This window comes from Brevundimonas terrae (assembly GCF_011761985.1).
GTDB classification, from domain to species: Bacteria; Pseudomonadota; Alphaproteobacteria; order Caulobacterales; family Caulobacteraceae; genus Brevundimonas; species Brevundimonas terrae.
On record NZ_JAASQT010000007.1, the window covers coordinates 30,849 to 56,403 of the forward strand.

Genomic DNA, 25,555 nt, shown 5'->3' on the forward strand with positions numbered 1-25,555 from the left:
TGAATTTCAGGGCTGCCGTGTGACTAAACTGGCGGCTCTTTCTTTTTCATCTCTGGTGGAGAAACCATGTCCGATCATCTGAAATTCTATATCGACGGCGCTTGGGTTGATCCGGTGGCTCCGCGCACTCTGGATGTCATCAATCCGGCGACGGAACAGTCTGTGGCCCGCATCAGTCTGGGCGGTGCCGAGGATGCGGATCGCGCCGTCATGGCTGCTCGCCGCGCCTTTGACAGCTTTGCCAGCACCTCGCGTCAGGAACGGATCGAACTGCTTGAAGCGGTGCTGGCCGAGTATGAGCGCCGCCGCGAGGACATGGCCAAGGCCATCACTGCAGAAATGGGCGCACCAAGCACCCTGTCGCGCAACGCACAGGCCTTTATGGGCACGGCGCACCTTTCGACCGCCATCGAGGTGCTGAAAAACTATGAATTCGAGGAAGCCCGTGGCTCGACCCTGATCAGCCGCGAGCCGATCGGCGTCTGCGCCTTCATTACCCCGTGGAACTGGCCGTCCAACCAGATCGGTTGCAAGGTGGCTCCGGCGCTGGCGACCGGCTGCACCATGGTGCTGAAGCCGTCCGAAGTGGCCCCGCTGTCGGGCATTATCTGGACCGAGATCATGCATGCAGCGGGTGTTCCGGCGGGCGTGTTCAACATGGTCAATGGTGATGGTCCGGGCGTGGGGGCGGCCCTCAGCAGCCACCCCGAGGTGGATATGGTCAGCTTCACCGGCTCGACACGTGCGGGCATCGAGGTGGCCAGAAATGCCGCCCCGACGATCAAGCGCGTGCATCAGGAACTGGGCGGCAAGTCGGCCAATATTGTTTTGCCCGATGCCGATATCGCCAAGGCTGTCACGGCAGGCGTGGACCACATCATGAACAATAGCGGCCAGTCCTGTAATGCGCCCACGCGTATGCTGGTGCCGCGTGATCGCATGGACGAGGTCAAGACCGCCGCCCGTGCTGCTGCCGAAGCTATCACTGTGGGCGACCCGCAAGGCGATGCCCGTATGGGACCGGTGGTGTCCGAGGCTCAATGGAACAAGATTCAGGGCCTGATTTCAAAGGGTATCGACGAAGGGGCCACTCTGGTCACGGGCGGGGCAGGGCGTCCCGACGGTCTGGATGTCGGCTATTATGTCCGCCCCACCATCTTTGCCGATGTCGATCCCGACATGACCATTGCCCGCGAGGAAATCTTCGGGCCGGTGCTGTCGATCATTCCTTATGACACGGTGGAAGATGCCGTCAGGATCGCCAATGACACCGTCTATGGACTGGCGGCCTATGTGCAGTCCGGTGACATCGACAATGCCCGCAAGATCGCCCGCCAGCTTCGTGCCGGTCAGGTGGCGATCAACGGACCTGGTCCTGATCTGATGGCTCCGTTCGGCGGCTTCAAGCAGTCGGGCAATGGCCGCGAATGGGGCGACCACGCCTTTGGCGAGTTCCTCGAAGTGAAGGCGACGCTGGGCCACACGCCTGCATAACAGACTAGCCGTCCCAACTGGAAAGGGCCGCTTCGGATGAAGCGGCCCTTGTTTTTACCTAGGCTAGACGGCGCAAATTGGCGCGGTCAAATTCGATAAAGGGCTGTCCCTTGCGGACGCGCTCGACCCATTGCGGATCATTCAAAATGGCGCGGCCTACACCGGCCATATCGAACTCCTGACGGGCAATGCCGTCGCGTGCGGCCTGAAGATTATCCAGCGGTTTGGTCTCGCTGCTGCCGCTCAGGGTTTCACCCAGACCATTGCCAAGACCGATCCCGCCAATGGCCACGGACGGCTTGCCGGTCAGCTTGCGCGCCCATCCGGCCAGAGACAGGTTCGAGCCTTCAAACGCCGGACGGTCGAACACCCGTCCGCTGGCATCGAACAGATCCACACCGGCCTGCGCCAACGGTACCAGCAGTGCGCCCAGTTGTTCGGGCATGGTGCCAAGTTGCGCGCCATAGTCCTGCTGTTTGTGCTGGGAAAAGCGGAACATGATCGGTGCATTGCCGATCTCGGCCCGAACCGCCGCTACGATCTCGGCAGCAAAGGCGGCACGACGGGCGGGATCGCCGCCATACCGGTCGTCGCGGTGGTTTGTCTGATCCCACAGGAAGCTGTCGATCAGATAGCCGTGGCCGCCATGCAGGGCCACGCCGTCAAATCCGGCCTCCATGGCATTGCGGGCGGCATCGGCAAAGGCGGCGATAATGTCGGCGATTTCGCCTGCGCCCATGGGTTGCGTCGGTGCGCGCATGGCATCGACATAGTCATCCCCATACGAGGTATGACCCGCCTTGCCCCAAAAGCCCGACGGCCGTGACCCGATCAGATCGGGCCGGTTGGAGCGGGCAGGATCACGCAGCGGCCCCTGATGCCAGAGCTGCGGAAAGATGCGCCCGCCCGCAGCATGAACCCCCTCGGTGACACGTTTCCATCCCTCCAGTGCCGCCTTGCCATACATATGCGGAATGGCCGGATCATCGACGGATGTGATGTGATCTATGCCCACGCCCTCGGTGACGATCAGCCCGATGCCCGCCTCGGCCCGTCGGCGGTAATAGCCCGCTACATCATCGCCCGGCACACCGTCCGGCGAGAAATAGCGGGTCATGGGCGACATGGAGATGCGGTTGCGAAGGGTCAGATCGCGAATAGTGATCGGCGTGAACAGAGGATCGGCCATCGCGGTTTCTGTTGCCGGCTCCAAAAGCGTATCGGTCATTAAACGGCCCCTGCCTGATCTATGGTGCGCAGGATGGCGCGGGCATCATCCGATCCGTCCAGCAGACGATTGGTGCGCCATGTGATTTTCCAGCGCCCGTCCGTGCGGGTCAGCTCCCACACATTCACCGAGACGCGCCAGACATTGAACGCCCCGTTCTCGTGCTTATAGACCCGCGAATAGTTTACGGCGGTGGCACGGTCGCCATCAACTGTCACATGCGGCATGCTGGGAATGTGGGCGGCCCCTTCGCGCACAAGGGCACGGTGGACGTCATTGTCGAGCAGTCCTGCAATGCCGTCGCGGCCCTTTCCGGCCCAGCCATTGCCCAGTTCGTAAACACCATCCTCCGCCCACAGATCACCGACCTTCTGGCCGCGTTCAAAGGTGTCGGCAGTATCGGCCTGTGGCCCATAGCGGGCGATGATCTGGCAGACGTCCACATAGTCCTGAAGGGACTGGAACTGCTGCTCCAGACGGGCAAGGCGGGCTTCGGTGTCGGACATGGCAACTCCTGAATCTGGTCGCCTAGCATCCGACATTTAACGGCACAGATTAGCCGTCCTGACGGAAACGCTGTGTTGAACAGGGCCGTCTGGTCGCGCGCGTGTAGCCATTCGATAGTGGGCAGATTATCGGGAGGCCGCCAATGACAATGAACCGCCAATGGGTGCTGGCGCGCCGTCCTGTGGGGCAGGTGGGACTGGGTGATTTCGCCCGCACCGATGCCGAAATACCGGTCCCCGATCTATTGAAGGGTGAAATTCTGGTCCGCAACCGCATACTGGGTTTTGATCCTGCCCAGCGCGGCTGGATGGATCAGGGCGCAGGCTATATGGCCCCGATGGCACTGGGCGAACCTGTGCGCGGCAGTGCCTGCGCCGAGGTGATCGCCTCGCAAAATCCGGCCTATCCCGTTGGCAGTTTCGTACGCGGCCTGTTCGGCTGGCAGGACTATGCGGTGGTGGCCAAGGCAGGCGAAACCGCGCCGATCTCCGTGCCGGAAGGCGTCCAGCCCGAAGAGGCGCTGGGGGTTCTTGGCGCGGCCAGCCTGACGGCGTGGGCGGGTATCAAGACGGTGGGCCGCGTCAAAAGCGGCGACTGTGTTCTGGTGTCAGGGGCGGGGGGCGCGGTCGGCAGTATGGTGGTGCAGATCGCCCGCCTGAACGGTGCGCGGGTGATCGGCATAGCGGGTGGTGCCAAAAAATGCCGATGGCTGACGCAGGATTACGGAACCGATGCCGCCATTGATTACCGCACCGAAAATGTATCGGCGCGTCTGGCCGAACTGGCCCCCGAAGGCATCGACCTGTTCTTCGACAATGTCGGCGGCGATATCCTCGAAGCGGCCATTGCCCATATGGCCCTCCATGGCCGCATCGTTCTGTGCGGCTCCATATCCAGCTATAATGATGAACAGCCCGCGCCGGGACCACGCAACCTGTCGCGCATGATCTCCTACAGATTGCAGATGCAGGGCTTCATCCTGCTGGACCATCTGGATCAGGTCCCGCAGGCCAGCGCCGAACTACGCAACTGGCTGTCTGCAGGGCAAATCCGTTACCGCACCGATATCCAGCACGGTTTCGACGCCATCCCCGCCACCTTCCTTCGCCTGTTCACCGGAGCCAATCAGGGCAAGCAGCTTTTGACGATCGATACCTGACCAGCCACCTTTAGCGGATGAAATGGGGCAGGAAGCGCGAGGTGTTGCGGGTGATGGCACCTGTGTCTTCGCGGATGCTCATGCCGGCGGCTTCATCGCCGACGATCCATGAGCCGATAATGGCGTGCTGGCCGTGGAAGCGGGGCGGGTTGTGCAGGGCCTGAAGGATGTGACGGCCCTGACCGTAACCACCATCATCGACGCCGCTGCTGATGCCGTGATCCAGAAGTTCGATATTGGCTCCCTCGCGCGAGAAGAAGGGTTTTCGTGCATAGCTGGAGCCGAGATTGGCGCGGGCGGGATCGTCCTCGAAATAGGCTTCCAGCAGGTTGGGGTGGTTGGGGTGGCGCGCCCACAAAAGCGGCAGGATGGCTTTGTTGGACAGGATGGACTTCCATGCCGGTTCCAACATGCGGATACCGCTTTGGCTTAGGTTCAAGGCCCATTCGTCGCGCAGCATCTGCTCCCACGGATAAAGCTTGAACATGGCCTCGATGAACCAGTCTTCGTGGTCCAGAAAACGCCCGTCACTATCAAGGCCGATATCTTCCAGCGCCACAAAGCGCGGTTTCATGCCCGCCTGCTGGGCGATGTCCTCGAGGAAGCGGACCGTCTGGCGATCTTCGGTAAAGGTCGCATCCGAGGCGAAGTGCAGGATGGTGCCATTGGCAAACAGGGCGGCAAAACGCGCCAGCAGTTTTTCATACAGACTGTTGAACTGGTCGGCATGATCGGGAAGCTCGCGCGTGGCGATCTTGTCTTCCAGCCACAGCCACTGGAACACGGCCGTTTCATAGACACTGGTGGGGGTGTCGGCATTGTATTCATACAGTTTGGCCGGAGCCGTACCGTCATAGGCAAAGTCGAAACGGCCATAGAGGGACGGCATTTTTTGATGCCAGGTGTCGGCCACATAGTCTCGAAGAGGCGCGGGGATATCGACCTGTTCCATCAGCTCTTCGGAGGCGACCACCTCGGCCACCAGATCCAGACACATGGCGTGCAGCTCTTCGGTCGGGGCTTCGATCCCGTCCTCGACCTCTTGCAGGGAAAAGGCATAGGCGGCGGTTTCGTCCCAATAGGGCAGGCCATTATCGTGCCGCCAGCTGAAGCCGACGTCTTCGGCCTTCTGGTCCCAGTCGGGGCGCGGGGTGAAATATAGCCGTTCCATGATCTCGACCCTTAAAGCACTAAAATCGTGCGACTTGTCCGGTTTCGGTGATAGACGGGTTTGCAAGATTCGACAGCCGCATTGCCGCAAGTCACAGCGCCGCAGCGGTCAGGGGGTAGGTTAGATGTTCGATATCGCCGCTTTTGGCTCGGGGGCGCTGGCCTTCCTGATTGCCTTTACCATGGCTGCCGGTTTTACGCTGGTGTTCAAACTGGTTTACCAGTGGATCACGCCCTATCACGAACGTGACCTGATCCGTCAGGGCAATAGCGCAGCGGCTGTAACGCTGGGCGGGGCGCTGATCGGCTATGTATTGCCGCTGGCCTCGGCCCTGTCACAGACCTATTCGCTGCAAGAATTTGCGGCATGGGCATTGCTGGCCGGTGTGATGCAGATTCTGGCCTTTGTTATTGTCAGCCGCCTTGCCTTCAAAGGCTTTGTCCAGCGCGTCGAGAATGGCGAGATGGCGGCGGCCTTCTATATGGCGTCGGTGTCGATCTGTATCGGCCTGTTGAACGCTGCCTGTATGACGGCCTGATCCGATGAGCGCACAGAAGACTCCGCTTTCGATGCGTCGCCTGAAGCGTTCGCGCGTGCTGCATGTCAGCAGTCTGATGGCGACGGCGGGCTTTACGCTGGCGGCCTGTGGCCAACCTGCCCCGACGGCACCGTCTGCGCCCGAGGGCGAATGGGATGCGCCGACACAGGTGGCCTATAGCTCGGTCGAGGCCTGTGTCTCGTCGGGTGAACCGGCCACTGAATGTCAGGCTGCCTTTGACACGGCTGCCAAGCAGGCGGCTGAAAATGCCCCACGCTTTACTTCGCAGGAAGAGTGCGAGGCGTCATGGGGTGCAGGACAGTGCCAGCAGGGCACCAATACCAACGGCGGCGGCTCTTTCTTCATGCCGATGCTGGCCGGTTTCATGATGGCGCGCATGATGAGCGGGGGCCAGAATGCCGCCGCCCAGCCGCTTTATCGTGAATGTCGCACCCGTAATCCGGATGGCTCATGCCGTGACGGAGGCTTGCGTACAGGCGCGGGGGCCGGATATCTGGGCCGCAGCCTGAACCGCGCGCCCGAACAGGCCGACAAGGCTTCGGAGCGTCGCGGCTCGCGGGCAGTATCGCGCGGCGGGTTTGGCGGCGGCCGCAGCTATGGCGGTTAGGACGCCATAGCCGGTATCAGCACGCCTGCACTCTTGTAGAGCATATAGAAGGCGACCACGAAGATCAGGCCCGCAAAGACGGTGTTCAGGCGCCCTTTGCTGGCGGACAGGGTCTTGGCGAGGCGCGCCCCGACCATACCGCCCAGTACGCCACCGGCAATGAATACAGCCGCCAAAATCCAGTCTACCCAGCCATCGAGGGCATAGTTGATCGCGGTTGTCAGGCCGAAGGCGGTTACCCCGACCAGCGAAGAGCCGACGGCGGTGAAGATCGACATACCCGTCGAATACATAAGGCTGGGAACGATCAGGAAACCGCCGCCAATACCGAAGAAGCCGGACATGATGCCCGTCGCGGTGCCGGTGGCGATCAGCTTGGGCGCATTGCCCTTGGTCAGTTCGACGTCTGGATTTCCGCCTGCCTTGCGTCCGCGCAGCATCAGGAAGCCGACAATTACCATAAGGACCGCGAACAGGGCCAGCAGCTTTTGGCCATCAACGGCCTTGCCTAGAGTCGAGCCGAGGGTTGCGCCGATCACGCCCGCCAGTGCGAACACACCGGCGATCTTCCACTTTACATTGCCGTGGCGGGCATGGTTCAGCACATTGGTGAAGGCATTGGCCGCGACCGCAAAGGCGCTGGTGCCGATGGCCAGATGCGGGTCTTTGACCCCCACCAGATAGACCATCAGCGGCACAGCCAGAATGGAGCCGCCGCCGCCGACGAGGCCCAGCGTGAAGCCGACCAGAGAACCGGCACCGGCACCCAGTACATATTGCAGGACGCTGAGCGTCGTGGCGGCAGTGTCCATATCAGGCAGCCTTGTCGGTGTTGGAAAGCGACTGGGGGGCGGCCAGCCATTCGCGGCCCTTCAACATGCCTTGCCAGTAGATTTCCGGCAGGGCTTCGGACTTGAGCAGCCACGCGAGACGGGTCGGCTTCTGGCCGTCCAGCACCCATTTGGGGAAGCTGGGCAGCAGCTTGCCGCCATAGCCGAACTCGGCCAGCACGATCTTGCCGCGCTCTACCGTCAGAGGGCAGGAGCCATAGCCGTCATAGGCGGCGACCATGTCCTTGCCGTCCAGCAGGGCCAGCAGGTTTTCGGCCACGACCGGTGCCTGTTTGCGGGCGGCCGCTGCGGTCTTGGCATTGGATGTGGAGGTGCCGTCACCCAGACCGAAGACGTTCTCGATGCGCTTGTGACGCAAGGTGGTGTCGTCAACATCGATCCAGCCCGCCTCGTTTGCCAGAGCGCTGTCACGCACGACGTCCAGTGCGGTTTGCGGCGGGCAGGCGTGCAGGAAGTCGTATTCGCGGACCTCTTCACGCGTGGTGCCATCGGCATCCGTGACGACGAAGCGGGCTTGCTTGGCCTGACCATCGACGCCCACCAGACGCGATCCGAACTTCAGGTCAACGCCATAGGCTTTCACATATTCCATCAGGGCCGGAACATAGGCGGCGACGCCGAACAGGACGGGACCGGCATTGTGGAACTCGATCTCGATATCCTGCAAACGGTCCTGACGACGCCAGTGGTCAGCCGACAGGTACATGGCCTTTTGCGGGGCACCGGCGCACTTGATCGGCATGGGCGGCTGGGTGAACAGGGCGCGGCCCGAGCGCATGGCCTGTACCAACTCCCACGTATAGGGCGCGGTGTCATAGCCATAGTTCGAGGTGACGCCGTTGCGACCAAGGCTTTCCTTGAGGCCGGGAATGGCGTCCCAGTCCAGTTTGAGGCCCGGTGAAACCACCATGGCGCGATAGCCGACACTGTCACCGTTCGACAGGCGCACGCAGTTGACGGCGGTGTCGAATGCGGTGGCGGCGGCCTTGATCCATGTCGCACCGGCAGGGATCAGCGAGACCTGCGGGCGGTGGGTCTTGGATGGCGCGAAGATGCCGCCGCCGACCATGGTCCAGCCGGGCTGGTAATAGTGGGTGTCCGACGGCTCGACGATGGCGATAGACAGGGTGGGGCGGCGCTTCAGCAGGCTGGCGGCGGTGGCAAGGCCACCGGCACCGCCACCAATCACGACGACGTCATAGGTTGCGCTCATGCGGCACCTGTTTCGAGACGGGCACGCAGGCCGTTCAGGTCGTAACCGGCCTTGGCTGCGGTCTCGATCAGCGTCGTGGCGTTCTGGTCCTTGGCGTGGGCCAGCGCCCAGAGAAACGTGGTGCGGGTGCCGGTGCGGCAAAAGCCGAACACAGGGGCCGGAAGCTGGTCGATGGTCGAGCGGAACAGGGCGATGTCGTCATCGCTGATCTGTCCACCGACAACCGGCACATGGGCAAAGGCCAGACCGGCTTTTTCAGCAGCCGCCTTGATATCGGCGGTCAGGGGCTGTCCCTCGACCTCGCCATCGGGGCGGTTCGAGATAACCGAGCGATAGCCCGCCGCGACGATGGCGGGCATGTCTTCGGGCGAGATTTGCGGCGAGGTCGATAGACGCTCGTCGAGGGGGCGCATATCCATGGGTGTTCTCACTTCTTCCTGAGCTAGGTGATCCGTGTCCGTCTTGGTGCGGACTGACGGAGGGTGTGCGGACGGGCGGCGGACCAGATGGCCCGCCATCGGCCACTACAATTGGTTCAGCGGTACCTTGAGGTAGCTGACGCCGTTGTCTTCGGGGGCAGGCATCCGTCCGCCATTCATATTCACCTGCACCGAGGGCAGGATGAGCTTGGGCATGGACAAGGTGGCATCGCGCTGGGTGCGCATTTGCACAAACGCATCCTCGCTCACGCCGTCACGGACATGGATGTTCGAGGTGCGCTGGGCACCGATCGTGGTCTCCCAGACGAATTCCGTGCGTGCAGGCGGGGCCTTGTAATCGTGGCACAGGAAGACGCGTGTCTCGTCCTGAAGCGAGGTCAGGCGCTTGATCGAGCGATACAGCGTGCGGGCATCTCCACCGGGGAAGTCGCAGCGGGCGGTGCCATAGTCCGGCATGAACATGGTATCGCCGGGGAAGATGGCGTCGCCAATCACATAGGCCAGACAGGCGGGCGTGTGGCCGGGAACGTGAAGGACGGTGGCTTCCAGATTGCCGATGCGGAAGCGGTCGCCATCATTGAAGAGCAGATCAAACTGGCTGCCGTCACGACGGAACTGCGTCCCCTCGTTGAAGATCTTGCCGAAGACCTCCTGCACGGTGACGATCTCGCGTCCAATGGCCAGTTGCCCGCCGAGCTTCTCCTGAAGATAGGGCGCAGCAGACAGGTGGTCGGCATGGGCATGGGTTTCCAGCAGCCACTGAATCTCCAAACCTTCGGATTTCACGTAATCAATCAGGGCATCTGCCGAGGCGCTGCTGGTCCGGCCAGCGGCGGCGTCATAGTCCAGAACGCTGTCGATTATCGCTGCGGCGTTCGAAGACGGATCACGCACAACGTGGCTGATCGTGAAGGTCGCCGGATCAAAGAAAGACTTAACGATCGGGCGTTCTTGGGCATCGGCAAGAGCGGCGGCGATCACATCACGCGCATAGTCACGGGCGGGGTCGGTGGCGGGATGGGACATGGTTCACTCCTTGCTGGACAAACACATTTAGTAACTTACATATTTAACGCAAGTTACTATGTATATTTGCAATCCATTTTCGCGACCGCCTAAGGTATGAAGGAGGGCAATGGACATGAATGAAAGCGGCACTCCCGCTCAGAACACCGTCTCGGGGCGCGCCTTGCGCATCAACGATCCGGCCCCCGACTTTGTCGCTCGCACCACGTCGGGCGAAGTCCGCCTGTCCCAGTATCGGGGGCAGTGGCTGGTGCTGTTTTCGCATCCGGCGGATTTCACACCGGTCTGCACCAGCGAGTTTGTGGCCCTGTCCCGCCGTGCCGGAGACTTCGCCGCCATAGATTGCGTGCTGCTGGGCCTGTCGGTTGACAGCCTGTTCTCGCATCTGGCGTGGCTGGCGGATATTGATCGCCGTTTCGGGGTCAAGGTGCCGTTTCCGGTCATCGAAGACCCGTCCATGGCGATTGCCCAGGCCTATGGAATGCTGGATCCGGCGTCTCCAGACAGCGCCACTGTGCGGGCCACATACGTCATCGATCCGCAAGGTATTGTGCGGGCCATCAGCTGGTATCCGATGAATGTCGGTCGCTCGGTCGACGAGCTCCTGCGACTTGTGCAGGCCTTGCAAGAGGCGGATCGGGCGCAGGCCCTGACCCCTGCGGGCTGGCAACCGGGCGAGGCGATGTTGTCCGTTTCGCCCCTGACGCTGGACGAGGCCTTGGCGCGTGAAGGTCAGTCCCCCTGGTATTATCAGGAGAGCAAGGGGTGACATCCGAACCGAAAAATCTGGAACAGCTTAAACAGGTGGTGCCCGAAGCCGCCGAACTGCTGCGCCAGTTGTCGAACCCTAACCGGCTGCTTTTGCTGTGCCATATCGCCGGTCAGGAATGCTCTGTCGGCGAACTGGAACACGAGCTCGGCATCAAACAGCCGGGCCTGTCCCAGCAACTGGCCGAACTGCGTCAGGCCGGACTCGTTAAAACGCGCCGACAGTCGCGCTCCATCTATTATTCCATCGCCGACGAACGCACGCAGGGCATTCTCGCAATGCTCTGGATGACCTTCTGCCAGCCCCAAAGCGCCGCGATGACGTTCCCCATCCCGCCTGCATCATCGCCCACTGGCCCGACCGCCAACAGAGCCGCCGGTGCCGCCAATTTCGCACGCGTCATCAGCTAAGCGCCGAACGCGCTGTCAGCTCAATCGGAACGTGTGCGTATTGTTCTGCGCGGGGTCTGGTTCGACAAGGCGTCGGCTTGCTGCTGTAGATTTCGAGCTATGCGTCGCGCTTGGTCGAGGTCTTTAAAGGGAAAGGTGCAGGCCTCGCCCAGAGCGATAGACCAGCCACCGGCCTTGACGACGACGCGATAAATACGGGGGCTGCGGATGCGTTTCCCGCATCTTTGAAGGCTCCCATCATAGCCGGACATCATTGCCGATGCGCCTTGCGAATAGGGGCAGATGCGCCAAAGGCTGCTCTGACCCGTATCATGACCATCGACCATATATTTGGTTGTGGGGATGGTTTGGAGGGGGATGTCAGCGAGTGTTGCAATAGACCGGATCGGCTCATGGCGATCTCCTTTCGCGGTCATCACAGCCCGTATGGGGATAAGCGGGCGATAGTGTTCGGCGCTGTTTGCATAAGCGCGGCCTAAAGCGGTCTTTATACTTTCCTTATGTCGGTGACGGCCAATCCGTATGGTCCGCTTACGGCCTTGAGGCGTCTTCTCCGGTTCTCAGTCGAACTGGAGGTATCGGCATGGCCGATGTGATTTTTCTGGCGATCGGCGGTGGGGCTTTTCTGGCCTTTGCCGCGCTTGCCGCTGCATTGAAGAGGATGTGAGCATGTGGCTGAACATCCTCTGGGGGGCCGGTGCCCTCGTGATTGCAGTCTATATGGTGGCGGCACTTTTGCGCCCCGAGCGGTTCTGAGCGGGGCCGTTAGTTCATGAATATTCAAGGATGGGCGGAGATCGCCCTGACCCTCGGTTTGGCTGTCGCACTGGCCTGGCCGCTGGGGATCTATATGTCGCGCGTCTGGAATGGCGAGCGGACGTGGCTTGATCCGTTGATGAAGCCGGTCGAGGGCCTGTTTTATCGTGCCGCAGGGGTGGACCCGACACGCAGCCAGGGCTGGTTCGGTTATGCGGGTGCTCTGCTGGCGTTCAATCTCGTAGGCTTTGTGGTGTTGTACGGACTGTTACGCCTTCAGGGCGTGCTGCCGATGAACCCGCAAGGGTTTGATGGCCTTAGCCCGCATCTGGCCTTCAATACGGCGGTCAGCTTTGTCACCAATACCAACTGGCAGAGCTATGGCGGTGAAACGACCGTCTCGACCTTTAGCCAGATGGTCGGTCTGACGGTGCAGAATTTCGTTTCGGCAGCCACCGGCGCGACCATTGCGGCGGCACTGGCCCGTGCGTTCTTGGCCAATCGTGGCACGGGCGTCGGTAATTTCTGGGCCGATCTGACCCGTACCACGCTCTATGTACTGCTGCCGCTGGCCTTTGTGGTGGCTGTGGTTCTGGCTGGTCTGGGCGTGGTTCAGTCGCTGGCGGCCTCGGTGCAGGCGACTACGGTTGAAGGTGGCCAACAGACGATCAGCCTGTTCCCGACCGCCAGCCAGCTGGCGATCAAGCAGTTGGGCATCAACGGCGGTGGCGTGTTCAACGTCAACTCGGCGCACCCGCTGGAAAACCCGACACCGCTGACGAACCTGATTACGGCGATCTGTATCAATGTGATGGGCTGGGCGGCCTTCTTTGCCTTTGGCCGCAGTGTCATGGCGCAAAAGGATGTGCGGGCGCTGGTCATGGCGGCAGTGCTTCTGCTGGGGACGGCCGGTGCTGCGCTTTATATCATCGAAAGCCAGCCTGCTCCGGCGCTGGTTGCCGCCAGCGTTGAGACATCGATGGGCAATATGGAAGGCAAGGAGGTCCGCTTTGGCGTGCCGTCTTCCGTCGCTTGGGCGATGCAGACCACAGGGGCTTCCAACGGCTCGGTCAACTCCATGCATGCCAGCTATATGCCGCTGGGTGGCGCGGTGACCATGTTCCTGATGCAACTGGGCGAGATACTGCCCGGAGGGATCGGGTCGGGCATTGCCGTGATGGTGCTGATGGCCATGCTGTCGGTGTTTGTGGCGGGCCTGATGGTCGGGCGCACACCTGAATATCTGGGCAAGAAGATCGAGGCCCGCGAAATCCAGTTTGCCATGCTGGCCGTGCTGGTGGTGCCTTTGTCGGTGCTGGGCTTTTCGGCCATTGCTGCGGTCCTGCCACAAGCCTTGGCGGGTCTTCTGAACAAGGGGCCGCACGGCCTGTCGGAAATCCTCTATGCCTATACATCGGCGACGGGGAATAACGGCTCGGCCTTTGCGGGTCTGACGGCCAACGCGCCGTGGTGGAACACCACTCTGGGGCTGGCCATGCTGCTGGGGCGCTTTGTGCCGGCGATGGCCGTTCTGGCTGTGGCGGGTGCTCTGGTGGCCAAGCCTCGACTGGCACCGTCCACGGGCACACTGCCGACCCATGGCTCGCTGTTTATCGGTCTTGTGATCGGGGTGATCCTGATCCTTGGCGGCCTGCAGTTCTTCCCCGCCCTTTCGCTGGGTCCGATCGTGGAGCATTTCGACATGCTTCAGGTCGTGGCCCGCTTCTGATCCCCAGCGGATATTTCCATGACACATGTCACACTCAATCCGGCTGACCAGCCTTCATCCTCCTCTGTCGGGGGTGGACTGGATGCGGCCATGTTCAAGCGGGCGCTTGCGGATGCCTTCGCCAAGCTGAATCCTGTCAAACTGGTGAAAAATCCGGTGATCTTCTCCACCTGGATCGTGGCCCTTCTGGCGACGGTTTCGGCGGTGGTGGCGGCCACGTCGGGGCAGGCGGCGGGCTTTGCGGTGCAACTGGCGCTTTGGCTGTGGGCCACCGTGCTGTTCGCTAACTTTGCCGAGAGCATCGCCGAGGGGCGGGGCAAGGCCGCAGCCGACAGCCTGCGCGCTGCCCGCGTTACCACCAAGGCCAAGCTGATTATCGACACGACCACGGGCACTGTGGTGCCGACACCGGCGCACCAGCTGGAAGTGGGCGCTCTGGTACTGGTCGAGGCGGGCGATGTCGTTCCCTCCGACGGCGAGATCGTCGAGGGCGTGGCCTCGGTCAACGAGGCCGCCATCACCGGCGAGAGTGCGCCGGTTATCCGCGAAAGCGGTGGCGACCGTTCGGCCGTTACCGGCGGGACCACGGTGGTTTCGGACTGGATCAAGGTGCGTATCACCTCGGCTCCCGGTGCGACCTTCCTTGACCGGATGATCGCCATGGTCGAAGGCGCGGACCGTCGTAAAACGCCAAACGAACTGGCCCTGTCGGTCCTGCTGGCAGGCCTGACCCTGATCTTCCTGATCGCGGTGGCGGCCCTGCTGGGGCTGGGCGCCTATTCGGGCATCAAGCTGGACCCGATTGTGCTGGGTGCGCTGTTTATCACCCTGATCCCGACGACCATTGGCGGGCTTTTGTCGGCGGTCGGTATTGCAGGCATGGACCGTCTGCTGAAGGTCAATGTGCTGGCGACCTCTGGCCGTGCCGTAGAGGCGGCAGGCGACGTTGACACCCTGCTGCTCGACAAGACCGGCACCATCACCTTTGGCAACCGTATGGCCACAGAGGTCATCCCCGTACCGGGGGTGAGGCCCGAAGTGGCCATGCGCGCTGCCATCATGGCCTCGCTGGCCGACGAGACGCCCGAAGGCCGTTCCATCGTCGAGCTGGGCCGCAATGCAGGTGTCACGGGTGACATGCCCATCGGAGCCAAGACCATTCCCTTTACCGCCGTGACCCGCCAGTCGGGGCTGGAAGCCGATGGCCGTTCGTGGCGCAAGGGTGCGGTGGATGCGGTGCTGAAGTCTCTGGGGCTGGTCGAGCAGGATGCCCCGAGCGAGTTCCGCGCGGCTGTGGACCGTATTGCCCGTTCGGGCGGCACGCCTCTGGCGGTGGTAGAAAACGATACCCTGATCGGCGTCATCCATCTGAAGGATGTGGTGAAGCCAGGGGTCAAGGCCCGCTTTGCCGACCTGCGTCGCATGGGCCTGCGTACCGTGATGATTACCGGCGATAATCCGGTAACAGCGGCGGCCATTGCCTCCGAGGCCGGTGTTGACGACTTCCTGTCCGAAGCCACGCCCGAGGACAAGATGCGCCTGATCAAGGCTGAGCAGGCCAAGGGGCGGATGGTGGCCATGTGCGGGGACGGGGCAAACGATGCACCGGCTCTGGCTCAGGCCGATGTCGGTGTGGCCATGCAGACCGGCGCACAGGCCGCCCGCGAGGCTGGCAACATGGTCGATCTGGACAGTGATCCCACCAAGGTCATCGAGATTGTCGAGGTCGGCAAACAGTTGCTGATCACGCGTGGTGCCCTGACCACCTTCTCCATCGCCAATGATGTGGCCAAGTATTTTGCCATCATCCCTGCAATGTTTGTGGTCGGCCTGCCGTCACTGGCGGCGCTGAACGTGATGCATCTGTCCAGCCCGCAAAGCGCCATCCTGTCCGCGGTTATCTTCAATGCGCTGGTGATCGTGGCCCTGATCCCGCTGGCCCTGCGTGGTGTGAAATACCGTGCCATCGGGGCATGCAAGCTGCTGGGCCGGAACCTGCTCATTTATGGTCTGGGCGGTCTGGTCGCGCCGTTTATCGGCATCAAGCTCATCGACATGGCCATCACAGCGCTGGGTCTGGCCTGATGCGTCCGTTCCACCGTTTCCTTGTGCGACTGGTGATCGCTTTTTCTCTTGTCGTGCTCATCGGGACGCTTTTGCAGCGCGCCAGCACGATGTCCGAGCCGACCGGCCAAACGGCGGCAGTTTCATCTTTGGAATCCGAACATGCGTAAGAAAATCCATGCCCCCGTTGTGGGTATCAACAATGCAATCTTTGGCATCGGTTGTGCCGCAGCCCTGATCGGGGTGGGTCTGTTTGGCGAAGCCCAAGCCGAGGAGGCCGCCAATCCCAAAATCAGCTTTAACGCGGCTATCACCTCAGACTATGCGTTTCGCGGTGTCAGCCAGACTATGGAAGACCCAGCAGTTCAGGCAGGTGTCGATGTCACCCACGGTATTTTCTATACCGGAGTATGGGCCTCGAATGTTGATTTCGGTGACGGTGAAACCGATGCCGAGGTGGACCTTTATGCCGGTGTCCGTCCCCAGTTCGCTGGCCTTAACTGGGACCTCGGCGTGGTCGGTTATCTCTATACCGGACAGCCTGACGGGGCCGACTATAACTATGCCGAGTTAAAGGCCGCTGCGTCGCGAAATGTGGGGCCCGCCACCCTCGGTGCCGCCGTTTATTACTCGCCCGACTTCTTCGGAGCATCCGAGGACGAGGCCACCTATGCCGAGATCAATGCCAGTTACCCCGCGCATGAACGGGTGACGGTCTCGGGTGCGGTTGGCCAGCAATGGGTGTCGTCCGACCTTGACTATATGACGTGGAATCTGGGCGCAGCATGGCAGGCGACGGATCATCTGGTGCTGGACCTGCGCTATCATGACACCGACGGGCACGATCTTGGCCAGACCTATGACAGTCGGGTCATCCTCAGCCTGAAGGCGGTGCTGTGATGCTGAACCATATTCGTCCGGCGCTTGTGATGGTCGTTCTGTTCACTGGCCTGCTGGGGGTTGCCTATCCGCTGGCCGTGACGGGGGTGGCGCAAGCGGCCTTTCCCTCACAAGCCAATGGCAGTCTGGTAAAGGATACAGGTGGAAAGGTTGTCGGCTCGGCTCTGGTGGGACAGGCTTTTGTCCAACCGGCCTATCTGCATCCGCGCCCGTCGGCAGCCGGTAACGGTTATGATGCCTCCGCATCCTCGGGCACCAATATGGGCCCGTTGAATGCTGATCTGACAGCGCGCGTCAAAGACGATACGGCCAGACTGAAGGCTGAAAACCCGACAGGCGCTATCCCTGCCGATGCGGTGACGGCCTCTGCATCGGGCCTAGACCCGCATGTGTCGCCGCAATACGCTGCGTTCCAGATTTCGCGAATTGCGAAGGCGCGGGGCGTCAAGGAGGCACAGGTGCGCGAGGTCATCGAAAACCATATCGAAGGCCGTACATTTGGCGTGCTGGGACAACCGCGCGTCAATGTTCTGCTGACCAACAGGGCGCTGGATGCGCGCCTTGGCCGACCGGACGCCTCAAGCGAATGATCTCCCCCGTCCTTCCCAAAGAAGGCACTTTGGCCGCCCCGCGAAAGCGTGGGCGGCTGAAGGTTTTTCTCGGCATGTCACCGGGTGTGGGCAAGACCTACGAGATGCTGCGCGCCGCACGCCGCCGCAAGGTCGAGGGGGCGGACGTGGTGGTCGGTGTGGTGGAAACCCATGGCCGCAAGGAGACTTCCAGCCTGTTGCGCGGTCTGGAGGTCATGGCCAGAAAGCCCATGACCTATCGCGAGCGGACCCTGCTCGAATTCGATATTGATGCGGCCATTGCCCGCCGTCCGGACCTGTTGCTGGTTGACGAATACGCCCATTCCAATGCGCCCGGTTCACGCCACCCCAAACGCTGGCAGGATGTCGAGGAAATACTGGATGCGGGCATCGAGGTCTGGACCACCTTAAACGTCCAGCACCTTGAAAGCCTGTCGGATGTGGTGCTGCGCATTACCGGCGTGCGCCAAAGAGAGAGCGTGCCCGACAGCGCCCTGTCACGTGCCGACGACATCGAACTGGTGGACATTACGCCCGAGGAACTGCGCAAGCGGTTGGCCGAGGGCAAGGTCTATGTGCCGGAGACGGCGCGGCTGGCATCGGACAACTTCTTCAAGCTGGAAAACCTGACGGCGTTGCGCGAACTAGCGCTGAGGCGTGCCGCCCAGACGGTGGACGATCAGTTGACCGCCCGCCTCAGGGAACAAGGCGCATCGGGACCGTGGGCGGCGGGCGAGCGGATTATGGTTCTGGTAACCGGCGACACCATGGCGGCCCCACTGGTACGAACCGGGCGGCGTCTTTCGGACATGATGATGGATGCCCAGTGGACGGTGGCCCATGTGGACCGTCCCTCGGCCTCGCATCATGGTGTGGGATCGACGGGCAAGCTGTCGGATGCCCTGAAGCTGGCGGAACAACTGGGCGCACGCACTGCGGTCTTGAGCGGCGACGACGTAGTGCGGGCCGTTCTCGACTATGCCCATAGCAACCATGTGACCCAGATTGTGCTGTCCAAGGGGCGCGACAGCCGCCTGTCCGAATGGCTGGGGCGCTCGTTGGCCGCAGAGTTGTTAAGGCAGGCGCACGGGATCGCGATCCACATTATTACCGACGGTCAGGACCCACAGACGGAGCCGCGGCATGTGCCCGCGCCCAGAAGCCGCGACGGCTGGCGCGGCTATGCGGTGGGCGTGGCCTGTGTGGTGGCGGCGACGGCTCTTGCCCTGTTGTTGGACCGCACATTCGAGCGGGTGGACCTCGGGGTTATTTACCTGACAGCCGTGCTGGCGGCGGGGGCAATCTATGGTCTGCGCCCTGCATTGGCGGCGGCCATCGTGGCCTTCCTGACCTATAATTTTCTGTTCCTGCAGCCACAGTTCAGTTTTGCCATCGGCTCGCCAACAGATGTGCTGACGCTGTTGGTGTTCTTGGGGGTGGCCCTGACCACAGGGGCGCTGGCGGGGCGTGTGCGCGAACAGGCCCGCGCGGCCCAGAGACGGGCGTCTGCGGTTTCGGCCCTTCTGGCCGCCAGCCAAAGCCTGAGCGGCATTGGCGACCGTAGTGAAGCGGCCCGTATTCTGGCCGAACAGACCTCGGCAGCGGCAGGCAGCGGCGCGGCTGTGTTGTTACCGCATGAGGGCGAACTGGCTGTGGTGGCGGGGACGCCGCATAAACCCGATCTGGATGCAGAAGCCATGGCTGCGGCCCGCTGGGCGTGGGAAAAGGGCGAACCGGCGGGTTTCGGTACGGGAACCCTGCCGCAGGTGCGCTGGACCTTCCACCCGTTGCAAGGGGTGCGCGCCCGTGTCGGGGTGGCCGGCATTGTGGCGACGGCTTTGGCGTCGGGATCGGACGAGGAAAAACTGGCTCTGGCTCTGCTGGATCAAGGGGCCGTGGCGCTGGAACGTGCCGATCTGGCCGAACAGGCGCTCGAGACCGAAACCCTGCTGCGTACCGACCGTTTCAGGGATGCGCTGATGAACTCGGTCAGCCATGACCTGCGCACGCCTCTGTCCACGGTTCTGGGGGCGTCGACCACCCTGATCGATCTGGGTGACAAGCTGAAGCCTGCGGTCCGCGCCGATCTTTTACTGTCCATCCGCGAAGAGGCGGAGCGCCTGAGCCGCTATGTGGGCGACCTGCTGGATATGAGCCGTCTGGAAGGCGGTGGTCTGAATATCCGTAGCGACTGGATCGATGTGCGCGATGTTCTGAACGCGGCGGCCAAGCGGGTTTCACGCCGGTTGGGTGATCGTAAACTGGTCCGTGATTTTCCGGACCGTCTCAGTCTGGTGATGGTTGATCAGGGACTGCTGGAACAGGCGCTGGTCAATATTCTGGAAAACGCGATCACCTATAGCCCCGATGGCTCCAATATCGAACTGGCGGCCTATGAAGATCGAGGCGCGGTGGTGATTTCGATCGAGGACGAGGGCAAGGGTATCCCGACCAGCGAACTGGAACGGGTTTTCGACAAGTTCCGGCGTATGGAAGTACCGTCTGACCGCACCAAGGGGGCAGGGCTGGGCTTGGCGATATCCAAGGGCTTTATCGAGGCCATGAACGGACGGATTGCAGCGGCTAGCCCGATCATGGACGGCAAGGGCACACGCATCCTGATCCGTCTGCCCAAGGCCATCGCCACCCATCCGAACCTGCTCTAGATTATCGCCATGTCCGCTGTGCGCCCCCAGATTCTGGTTATCGACGACGAACCGCAAATCCACCGCTTTTTGTCTCCGGCGCTGGATGCTGTGGGCTATGAGCCGCGCCGTGCCGATAGCGGTCAGGAAGGTTTACGGGCCATTGCCCTGTGGAATCCCGACGCGGTGGTGTTGGACCTCGGCTTGCCGGACATGGACGGCAAGGATGTGCTGTCGCGCGCGCGTGAATTCTATGCAGGCCCGATCATCATCCTGTCCGCACGAGACAAGGAGGCCGAGAAGATCGCCGCGCTTGATCTTGGGGCCAATGACTATGTCGAAAAGCCTTTCGGTGTCGGAGAATTACTGGCCCGCCTTCGCGCCAACTTGCGCCAGTTTTCACAACGCACCGAACCCGTCGGCCCGATGACGATAGGCGATGTGGTTATCGATCTGGATCATCGCCGGATCACACGCGGCGGCATCCCCGTGCGCGTGACGCCCAAGGAATATGACGTCCTCGCCTATCTGGCCCGTAATGCAGGCAAGGTGGTCGGCCACAAAGACCTGCTCACCGCCGTCTGGGGCAAGGCCCACGCTGACGACACCCAATATCTGCGGGTAGTCGTAGGGCAACTCCGCCAGAAGCTGGAAAAAGACCCGACGCAACCCGGCTTCATCCTGACCGAACCGGGAGTAGGGTACCGCTTGCTCTAAGCGGTTCCAGAGACTGCAAACGCAGTGGGCTTACGCAGGCTTAAGTGATTTCGACAAAAATGTCGGGACCCGTTAAGAGCTGCTCACTTGGAGCCCTCAATCGTTGGGCTTTAGAATTTGACCACTTAAGCAGACCACTTAAGAGCTGCTCAAATCGGGCCGAAATCAATTAAGACCTGCTCGCCGACTTTAAACGTCACGGCATATACCACTTAAGACCTGCGCATCCTGCAGATTTGGTGATCCAGATTTCCGGAAGCTGAAATTGTACCGTCCCGGAACGGATGAAGAGACACGGTTTTATTGCGGGATTGTCGCGCGGATATCTTTCAGCTTTGCCTTTAGCTTCGTGAACGGACGCTAAGCGCCACCTTGGTAAAGAGGGGCGTTAATGCTGTCGCGTAGTAAAAACAGAGCAATCGTGCCGGTAGTTATGTTGTTCGGCATGACCCTGGGGGGCGTTGGGTTTTCGGGAGCCGAGGCGCGTGAGGCCGCAGGTCTGGCTGACCTGCCTTTGACGCAGAATGGTGGCACATGGGATGCAGGCCATGTTCAGGGTATTGCCGTCGATCGCGTCAATGGCTTCATCTACTATTCTTTCACCGACCTGCTGGCCAAATACGACTTTGAGGGCAACCTCGTCGGAACACTTGTCGGCTGGACCGGCCATCTGGGCGATCTGGCGCTCAATCCTGCCAACGGAAAGCTCTACGGTTCACTCGAATACAAGGCTGATGAAGCCTTCTATATCGCTGTCATCGACGTGGCGGGTGTTGACCGGATCGGTATGTCCGCTGCCACTTCACCCCTGTTTCAGACTGTCCATCTGGCCGAAGTCGGTCGCGACTATGCCGCCGATATGGATGGTAATGGCCGTTTCGACGGCAATATTGCCGAGACACTGGACCATCGCTATGGCGCTTCAGGAATCGATGGCGTGGCGTTCGGCCCCCGCTTTGGATCGCATGATGGCCCGCAACGGCTGACCGTCGGGTATGGCATCTACAGCCATACGGGCCGCTCCGATAACGACCATCAGGTCTTGCTCCAGTATGACGTGAGCGAATGGGATGATCTTGCCCGCCCGCTTGTCGAAAGCGCCCCGCACAGAAGCGGTCCGGAGCATACGGACGGCAAGTATTTCGTGCGGACCGGCAACACCACCTATGGAATCCAGAACCTGGCCTATGATGCCGATAGCAACCGCTGGTTCATGGGCGTCTATGACGGACGCAAGTCACACTATCCCAACTATCTGATGTTTGCTTTCGACGCGGACGCCCGACCGACCCTTGGCGATCTGGTGGGGGTACCCGCCGCAGACGGGAACGGATGGGAACAAGGCCTGCTGTTGCCGCTGGCCGAGGACGGCCTGCATGATCCAGCTACGGGCATTCGCGGCTGGAACCAGAAGTCCGATGTTGGTCTGGAGCCGGTTGGCGACGGCCTGTTCTATCTTGCCGTCAACTCCGGAACACGCGGGTCACAGACGGCCAATATCATCCTGATGCGCTGGACCGGAAAGGCTGACCAGCCCTTCGTGCCTGTGATGGCATCCACCTCCCGTTGAGGCCGCCCATCAGGGGCTCCGCTTTTCTTTCTTACCTCCCCAAGCCTTCGAGTATTTCAATGAAAGCGCGTTCTTTCCAACTGGCTGGCGTTAGCCTTCGTACGCTGGCCATGCTTCCTGCTGTCACGGCAGCGTGTGCTGTGGTCCTGCCTCAGGTGGCCGTCGCCGATACCGTGGTGGCGCAGTCGCCGGTCGGCACCGGTGCCGTGCGTGGTCGTGTGTTCGACACGGTGTCGGGTGAATACATCCGTAACGCCGAAGTGCGTGTCGTCGGTACCAATATCGTCGCCTATACCGAGGACAGCGGCCTGTTCCGCCTCGGCGGCGTGCCCGAGGGTTCTACGACCCTGATCGTGCGTTATGCCGGTCTTCAGGACGCTCGCGCAGACGTGACGGTTGTGGCCGGTCAAACCGCCACTGCGGACATCCAACTCACCGCCCTGCCGTTTGCAGGCGCAGAGGGTGTCGCGTCGGTCGACGAGGTTGTGGTGACGGCGGCGCGCGGGGGGCAAGCCAAGGCGCTGATGGAGCGCCGCGTGGCCATGAACGCCAAGAACGTGGTGCCTGCCGACAATTTTGGTGCCCTGACCATGGGCGATGTCGGCGAGTTTATGAAGTCCATGCCGGGCCTGTCGCTGGACTATACCGAGGTGGACGCCACGGCGGTTCGTATCGGTGGCCTGCCGCCGAAATACTCGACCTTCACCATGGATGGCGCGCGCATGGCGACGGCGACCTCCAACAACAATTCCGGTCGTCAAAACTCGTTCGAACAGATGTCGATCACCGGCATCGACATGATCGAGCTCAACCACACCCTGCTGGCCAGCATGGATGCGGATTCGCCGGGCGGCAGTATCAACCTTCGCAGCCGCTATGCCTTCCAGTTGCCGGAGCGCCAGATTCGCTTCCAACTGGGTGGAGTGGCCACCTCGGATTCTTCGCTTTCGCGCCACTACATGCCGGACGACAAGAAGCACTCCAGCCTCTTCCCCTCAGCGCAGTTCAGCTATGCCGACACCTATCTGGACGGGCGTCTGGGTTTGGCTTTCAGCGCCAGCCACAACGCCAACTATGTGCAGCAGGACCGTATCCAGACCGACTGGTCCTATCTGCCCGATGGCCGCGTCATCCCCTATCAGGTGATGTGGCGTCCGGGGCCGAAGCTGACGTCGCGCACGGCGGCCAATCTGGCGCTCGATTACCAGTTCACCGACGAGTTGGTGTTCTCTTTGCGCAGCAACTACTCGTTTTATGAAGTCGAGTATTTCAACCAGTACACCTATCTGAACTTCGGCACGGCGAACCGCTCTTATGCCACGCCGGAATCGACCGGTACGCGCATCGAAGTGAATCCGGACGGCAAAAACACCCGTCTTTATACCGGCTATTCACACCGTTATGCCGGTACGCCGACCTATCTGATCGCGCCGAAATTGGAATATAAGGGCGAGACGTGGGAGGCTGTTCTGCGCGCCAGCCTTTCCGGTGCAGAGTTCAACTTCCGCGACACCAGCAAGGGCTTCTTCCAGCGCACCGACACGCAGTTGACGGGTATCGGCTTCCTGATGGAGCGTGACAGCACCCGTTCCAACGCATGGTATCTGACCCAGACCGCCGGCCGTCCGTGGGGCGACCCTTCCAGCTTCAATCGCGATATGGATATTGGCAACAATATCCGCACCGCAGAATCGGACGCGGTCAACGAGATGATGTCGCTGAACTTCGATGTGAAGAAGCGTCTCAATCTGGGCAATGTCCAATATACCCTGATGGCAGGTCTTGGCGGGCGCTCCAACGACTGGAGCACCAATGAGGGCTCGTGGCAGCAGTTCCAGTATGTTGGCCCCAATGGTGACCTCACCCAGATGTCGCCTGAGGCCGGTATACTTGCGACCCAGAAGTACCGCTTTGAAATCATCGGTTTCGATGCGGGCAACATGAATACCCAAGGCTGGCGCGCCGACAGCAACTACGGAATGTACGATATCTATGCCGAGCATCCGGAGTATTTCGTTGCCGATGAAGTCGGTAATCTGAAGCGTCGTCTGGACAATAACAAACGCGTTCAGGAAGACATCACCTCGGCTTACCTCGAGGCCAATGCCGACGCCGGTCGTGCCCGTTTCAATCTGGGCCTGCGCTACGAGAATACCGAGACAGCCGCGCGCGTCGCCGTTATCCGCCCTGTCAAGGAAGTGACGGACGCAGGGCTGTCGGTCAGCACTGTCGAGGGGCTGATGTACCAGTACAACAACGGCACCTATCAGGACCGCAAAGGCCAGTATGACGACTGGTTCTGGAGCGGTGGTGCGAAGTTCGACTTCACCGACCGTCTGGTGGGGCAGGCCTCGTTCAGCCAGTCGATCCTGCGACCGGACTACGGCAATCTTGGCGGCGTGGTTTCGGTCAATGATGACACGATGATCGTCAATGTTCCGAATCCGGAACTGCGACCGGAACGCTCGACCAAATATTATCTGAGCCTGCAATACTATCTGCCGGCCTCGGGTCTGATCGGTCTTTCGGCCTACCAGCTCGACATGGACGACATGCAGGTTACCGGCATGACGGTGAACCCCGAAGATGTCGGTTTCGATCCGAACGAGTATGCGGGCTATACTTTCCGCAGCGCACAGAACTTGCCGGGGACCAGCACCAATCGTGGCTATGTGGCTGAGTATAACCAGCAACTGAACTTCCTGCCGGGGGCGTGGAAGGGGCTGGGTGTGAATGCGTCCATCACCTATCTGGATCCGGACGGCGAACGTCAGGGCACGCCAAAACAGTCGGCCAACTGGGGTGTGCGTTACCAGATCGGTCGTTTCGACTTTAATCTGAACGGCAACTGGCAGTCGAAATACCGTGTCAGCGGTCTGAACAATACGCCGACGACCCCGAACAACGGCATCCTGTATCATACCGCCCGTGAACTGTGGAACGTCAGCGTCAACTACAAGATCAACGACCACTTCGATCTGATGCTGGCCGGTCGCAACATCTTCAACTCGCCGGACATCATCTATTCCAACGAGCGTGACCGTGTGCAGCAGTACACCGTCTACGGGTCGATGTGGAACATCGGCATCAAGGGCGTTTTCTGATCGCTTCCAATCTCTGAAACGACTGTGGCCGCGCGAAACCCTCGCG

General features: G+C 61.2%; 22 protein-coding genes. 15 read left to right on the forward strand and 7 right to left on the reverse strand.

The window, feature by feature from the left end; translation table 11 throughout:
- The first annotated feature begins 66 nt into the window (after nt 1–66).
- Nucleotides 67–1,494 carry an aldehyde dehydrogenase family protein gene (locus tag FHS64_RS12855; RefSeq protein ID WP_167178954.1) on the forward strand — a complete coding sequence of 476 codons (1,428 nt, stop codon included), beginning with the start codon at nt 67–69 and terminating at the stop codon, nt 1,492–1,494.
- 58 nt (nt 1,495–1,552) lie between these two features.
- Here the strand turns inward: FHS64_RS12855 and FHS64_RS12860 are convergent, their stop codons facing one another.
- Together FHS64_RS12860 and FHS64_RS12865 are read right to left on the reverse strand one after the other, a co-directional pair.
- Nucleotides 1,553–2,722: an oxidoreductase gene (locus FHS64_RS12860; RefSeq protein WP_243862980.1), complete on the reverse strand. Its 1,170-nt coding sequence runs from the start codon at nt 2,720–2,722 to the stop codon at nt 1,553–1,555.
- Complete coding sequence (locus FHS64_RS12865) at nt 2,722–3,228, reverse strand: nuclear transport factor 2 family protein (protein WP_167178956.1); 507 nt, start codon at nt 3,226–3,228, stop codon at nt 2,722–2,724. Before FHS64_RS12865 ends, FHS64_RS12860 begins: the two co-directional genes overlap by 1 nt.
- Before the next feature lie 143 nt (nt 3,229–3,371).
- Between FHS64_RS12865 and FHS64_RS12870 the strand changes: the two genes are divergently transcribed.
- On the forward strand, nt 3,372–4,388 hold the full coding sequence (locus tag FHS64_RS12870; protein WP_167178958.1) for an NADP-dependent oxidoreductase: 1,017 nt from the start codon (nt 3,372–3,374) through the stop codon (nt 4,386–4,388).
- Nucleotides 4,389–4,398: 10 nt separating this feature from the next.
- On the opposite strand, the gene FHS64_RS12875 is transcribed toward FHS64_RS12870, so the two are convergent.
- Entirely contained in the window at nt 4,399–5,559 is a 1,161-nt protein-coding gene (locus FHS64_RS12875) for a glutathionylspermidine synthase family protein (RefSeq protein ID WP_167178960.1), read from the reverse strand.
- A gap of 124 nt (nt 5,560–5,683) precedes the next feature.
- Here FHS64_RS12875 and FHS64_RS12880 point away from each other — a divergent pair, with 124 nt between their 5' ends.
- Together FHS64_RS12880 and FHS64_RS12885 are read left to right on the forward strand one after the other, a co-directional pair.
- Entirely contained in the window at nt 5,684–6,097 is a 414-nt protein-coding gene (locus FHS64_RS12880) for a DUF350 domain-containing protein (protein WP_167178962.1), read from the forward strand.
- Between the two features lie 4 nt (nt 6,098–6,101).
- Entirely contained in the window at nt 6,102–6,725 is a 624-nt protein-coding gene (locus FHS64_RS12885) for a DUF1190 domain-containing protein (RefSeq protein ID WP_167178964.1), read from the forward strand.
- On the opposite strand, the gene FHS64_RS12890 is transcribed toward FHS64_RS12885, so the two are convergent.
- The 4 genes from FHS64_RS12890 to FHS64_RS12905 all read right to left on the reverse strand — a co-directional run bounded on the left by FHS64_RS12890 (nt 6,722) and on the right by FHS64_RS12905 (nt 10,255).
- Complete coding sequence (locus FHS64_RS12890) at nt 6,722–7,537, reverse strand: sulfite exporter TauE/SafE family protein (RefSeq protein WP_167178967.1); 816 nt, start codon at nt 7,535–7,537, stop codon at nt 6,722–6,724. The genes FHS64_RS12885 and FHS64_RS12890 overlap by 4 nt on opposite strands.
- Before the next feature lies 1 nt (nt 7,538).
- Nucleotides 7,539–8,789, reverse strand: a complete 1,251-nt coding sequence (locus FHS64_RS12895) for an NAD(P)/FAD-dependent oxidoreductase (protein ID WP_167178969.1) — start codon at nt 8,787–8,789, stop codon at nt 7,539–7,541.
- Nucleotides 8,786–9,208, reverse strand: coding sequence for a protein tyrosine phosphatase family protein (locus tag FHS64_RS14310; RefSeq protein WP_167178971.1), 423 nt, complete (start codon nt 9,206–9,208; stop codon nt 8,786–8,788). Before FHS64_RS14310 ends, FHS64_RS12895 begins: the two co-directional genes overlap by 4 nt.
- A gap of 105 nt (nt 9,209–9,313) precedes the next feature.
- Nucleotides 9,314–10,255, reverse strand: a complete 942-nt coding sequence (locus FHS64_RS12905; RefSeq protein ID WP_167178973.1) for an MBL fold metallo-hydrolase — start codon at nt 10,253–10,255, stop codon at nt 9,314–9,316.
- 109 nt (nt 10,256–10,364) lie between these two features.
- Between FHS64_RS12905 and FHS64_RS12910 the strand changes: the two genes are divergently transcribed.
- The 11 genes from FHS64_RS12910 (at nt 10,365) to FHS64_RS12960 (ending at nt 25,509) form a co-directional block, all read left to right on the forward strand.
- A complete protein-coding gene (locus FHS64_RS12910) occupies nt 10,365–11,024 on the forward strand; it encodes a peroxiredoxin (protein ID WP_243862981.1) in 660 nt (219 codons plus the stop codon).
- Nucleotides 11,021–11,434 (forward strand): metalloregulator ArsR/SmtB family transcription factor, encoded by a 414-nt coding sequence (locus FHS64_RS12915; protein ID WP_167178975.1) that lies wholly within the window; start codon nt 11,021–11,023, stop codon nt 11,432–11,434. The genes FHS64_RS12910 and FHS64_RS12915 overlap by 4 nt, the downstream gene beginning before the upstream one ends.
- Before the next feature lie 669 nt (nt 11,435–12,103).
- Nucleotides 12,104–12,190, forward strand: a complete 87-nt coding sequence (locus tag FHS64_RS12920; protein ID WP_167179145.1) for a potassium-transporting ATPase subunit F — start codon at nt 12,104–12,106, stop codon at nt 12,188–12,190.
- A 16-nt stretch (nt 12,191–12,206) separates the two neighbouring features.
- Nucleotides 12,207–13,919 carry a potassium-transporting ATPase subunit KdpA gene (gene kdpA, locus FHS64_RS12925; RefSeq protein ID WP_167178977.1) on the forward strand — a complete coding sequence of 571 codons (1,713 nt, stop codon included), beginning with the start codon at nt 12,207–12,209 and terminating at the stop codon, nt 13,917–13,919.
- Between the two features lie 90 nt (nt 13,920–14,009).
- A complete protein-coding gene (kdpB, locus tag FHS64_RS12930) occupies nt 14,010–16,004 on the forward strand; it encodes a potassium-transporting ATPase subunit KdpB (RefSeq protein ID WP_424945244.1) in 1,995 nt (664 codons plus the stop codon).
- Between the two features lie 141 nt (nt 16,005–16,145).
- The gene (locus FHS64_RS12935; protein ID WP_167178982.1) at nt 16,146–16,883 is read left to right on the forward strand and encodes a TorF family putative porin; all 738 of its coding nucleotides are present in this window, start codon (nt 16,146–16,148) and stop codon (nt 16,881–16,883) included.
- Nucleotides 16,883–17,473 (forward strand): potassium-transporting ATPase subunit KdpC, encoded by a 591-nt coding sequence (kdpC, locus tag FHS64_RS12940; RefSeq protein ID WP_167178984.1) that lies wholly within the window; start codon nt 16,883–16,885, stop codon nt 17,471–17,473. The genes FHS64_RS12935 and kdpC overlap by 1 nt, the downstream gene beginning before the upstream one ends.
- Complete coding sequence (locus FHS64_RS12945) at nt 17,470–20,139, forward strand: sensor histidine kinase (protein ID WP_167178986.1); 2,670 nt, start codon at nt 17,470–17,472, stop codon at nt 20,137–20,139. The genes kdpC and FHS64_RS12945 overlap by 4 nt, the downstream gene beginning before the upstream one ends.
- A 9-nt stretch (nt 20,140–20,148) precedes the next feature.
- Entirely contained in the window at nt 20,149–20,835 is a 687-nt protein-coding gene (locus FHS64_RS12950; RefSeq protein WP_167178988.1) for a response regulator, read from the forward strand.
- A 421-nt stretch (nt 20,836–21,256) separates the two neighbouring features.
- Nucleotides 21,257–22,405, forward strand: coding sequence for a hypothetical protein (locus FHS64_RS12955; RefSeq protein ID WP_208381003.1), 1,149 nt, complete (start codon nt 21,257–21,259; stop codon nt 22,403–22,405).
- Between the two features lie 59 nt (nt 22,406–22,464).
- Nucleotides 22,465–25,509, forward strand: coding sequence for a TonB-dependent receptor (locus FHS64_RS12960; RefSeq protein WP_167178990.1), 3,045 nt, complete (start codon nt 22,465–22,467; stop codon nt 25,507–25,509).
- Nucleotides 25,510–25,555: the final 46 nt, after the last annotated feature.

Excerpts from the sequence above, each read along its gene's own strand:
- FHS64_RS12885 (WP_167178964.1), top strand. The coding sequence starts at position 6,102 with ATGAGCGCACAGAAGACTCCGCTTTCGATGCGTCGCCTGAAGCGTTCG.
- FHS64_RS12860 (WP_243862980.1), bottom strand. The coding sequence starts at position 2,722 with ATGACCGATACGCTTTTGGAGCCGGCAACAGAAACCGCGATGGCCGAT.
- FHS64_RS12920 (WP_167179145.1), top strand. The coding sequence starts at position 12,104 with ATGTGGCTGAACATCCTCTGGGGGGCCGGTGCCCTCGTGATTGCAGTC.
- FHS64_RS12895 (WP_167178969.1), bottom strand. The coding sequence starts at position 8,789 with ATGAGCGCAACCTATGACGTCGTCGTGATTGGTGGCGGTGCCGGTGGC.
- FHS64_RS12950 (WP_167178988.1), top strand. The coding sequence starts at position 20,149 with ATGTCCGCTGTGCGCCCCCAGATTCTGGTTATCGACGACGAACCGCAA.
- kdpC (WP_167178984.1), top strand. The coding sequence starts at position 16,883 with ATGCTGAACCATATTCGTCCGGCGCTTGTGATGGTCGTTCTGTTCACT.
- FHS64_RS12910 (WP_243862981.1), top strand. The coding sequence starts at position 10,365 with ATGGACATGAATGAAAGCGGCACTCCCGCTCAGAACACCGTCTCGGGG.
- FHS64_RS12905 (WP_167178973.1), bottom strand. The coding sequence starts at position 10,255 with ATGTCCCATCCCGCCACCGACCCCGCCCGTGACTATGCGCGTGATGTG.
- FHS64_RS12880 (WP_167178962.1), top strand. The coding sequence starts at position 5,684 with ATGTTCGATATCGCCGCTTTTGGCTCGGGGGCGCTGGCCTTCCTGATT.
- FHS64_RS12945 (WP_167178986.1), top strand. The coding sequence starts at position 17,470 with ATGATCTCCCCCGTCCTTCCCAAAGAAGGCACTTTGGCCGCCCCGCGA.
- kdpB (WP_424945244.1), top strand. The coding sequence starts at position 14,010 with ATGTTCAAGCGGGCGCTTGCGGATGCCTTCGCCAAGCTGAATCCTGTC.
- FHS64_RS12935 (WP_167178982.1), top strand. The coding sequence starts at position 16,146 with ATGCGTAAGAAAATCCATGCCCCCGTTGTGGGTATCAACAATGCAATC.
- FHS64_RS12875 (WP_167178960.1), bottom strand. The coding sequence starts at position 5,559 with ATGGAACGGCTATATTTCACCCCGCGCCCCGACTGGGACCAGAAGGCC.
- FHS64_RS12865 (WP_167178956.1), bottom strand. The coding sequence starts at position 3,228 with ATGTCCGACACCGAAGCCCGCCTTGCCCGTCTGGAGCAGCAGTTCCAG.
- FHS64_RS12890 (WP_167178967.1), bottom strand. The coding sequence starts at position 7,537 with ATGGACACTGCCGCCACGACGCTCAGCGTCCTGCAATATGTACTGGGT.
- FHS64_RS14310 (WP_167178971.1), bottom strand. The coding sequence starts at position 9,208 with ATGGATATGCGCCCCCTCGACGAGCGTCTATCGACCTCGCCGCAAATC.
- FHS64_RS12870 (WP_167178958.1), top strand. The coding sequence starts at position 3,372 with ATGACAATGAACCGCCAATGGGTGCTGGCGCGCCGTCCTGTGGGGCAG.
- FHS64_RS12960 (WP_167178990.1), top strand. The coding sequence starts at position 22,465 with ATGAAAGCGCGTTCTTTCCAACTGGCTGGCGTTAGCCTTCGTACGCTG.
- kdpA (WP_167178977.1), top strand. The coding sequence starts at position 12,207 with ATGAATATTCAAGGATGGGCGGAGATCGCCCTGACCCTCGGTTTGGCT.
- FHS64_RS12855 (WP_167178954.1), top strand. The coding sequence starts at position 67 with ATGTCCGATCATCTGAAATTCTATATCGACGGCGCTTGGGTTGATCCG.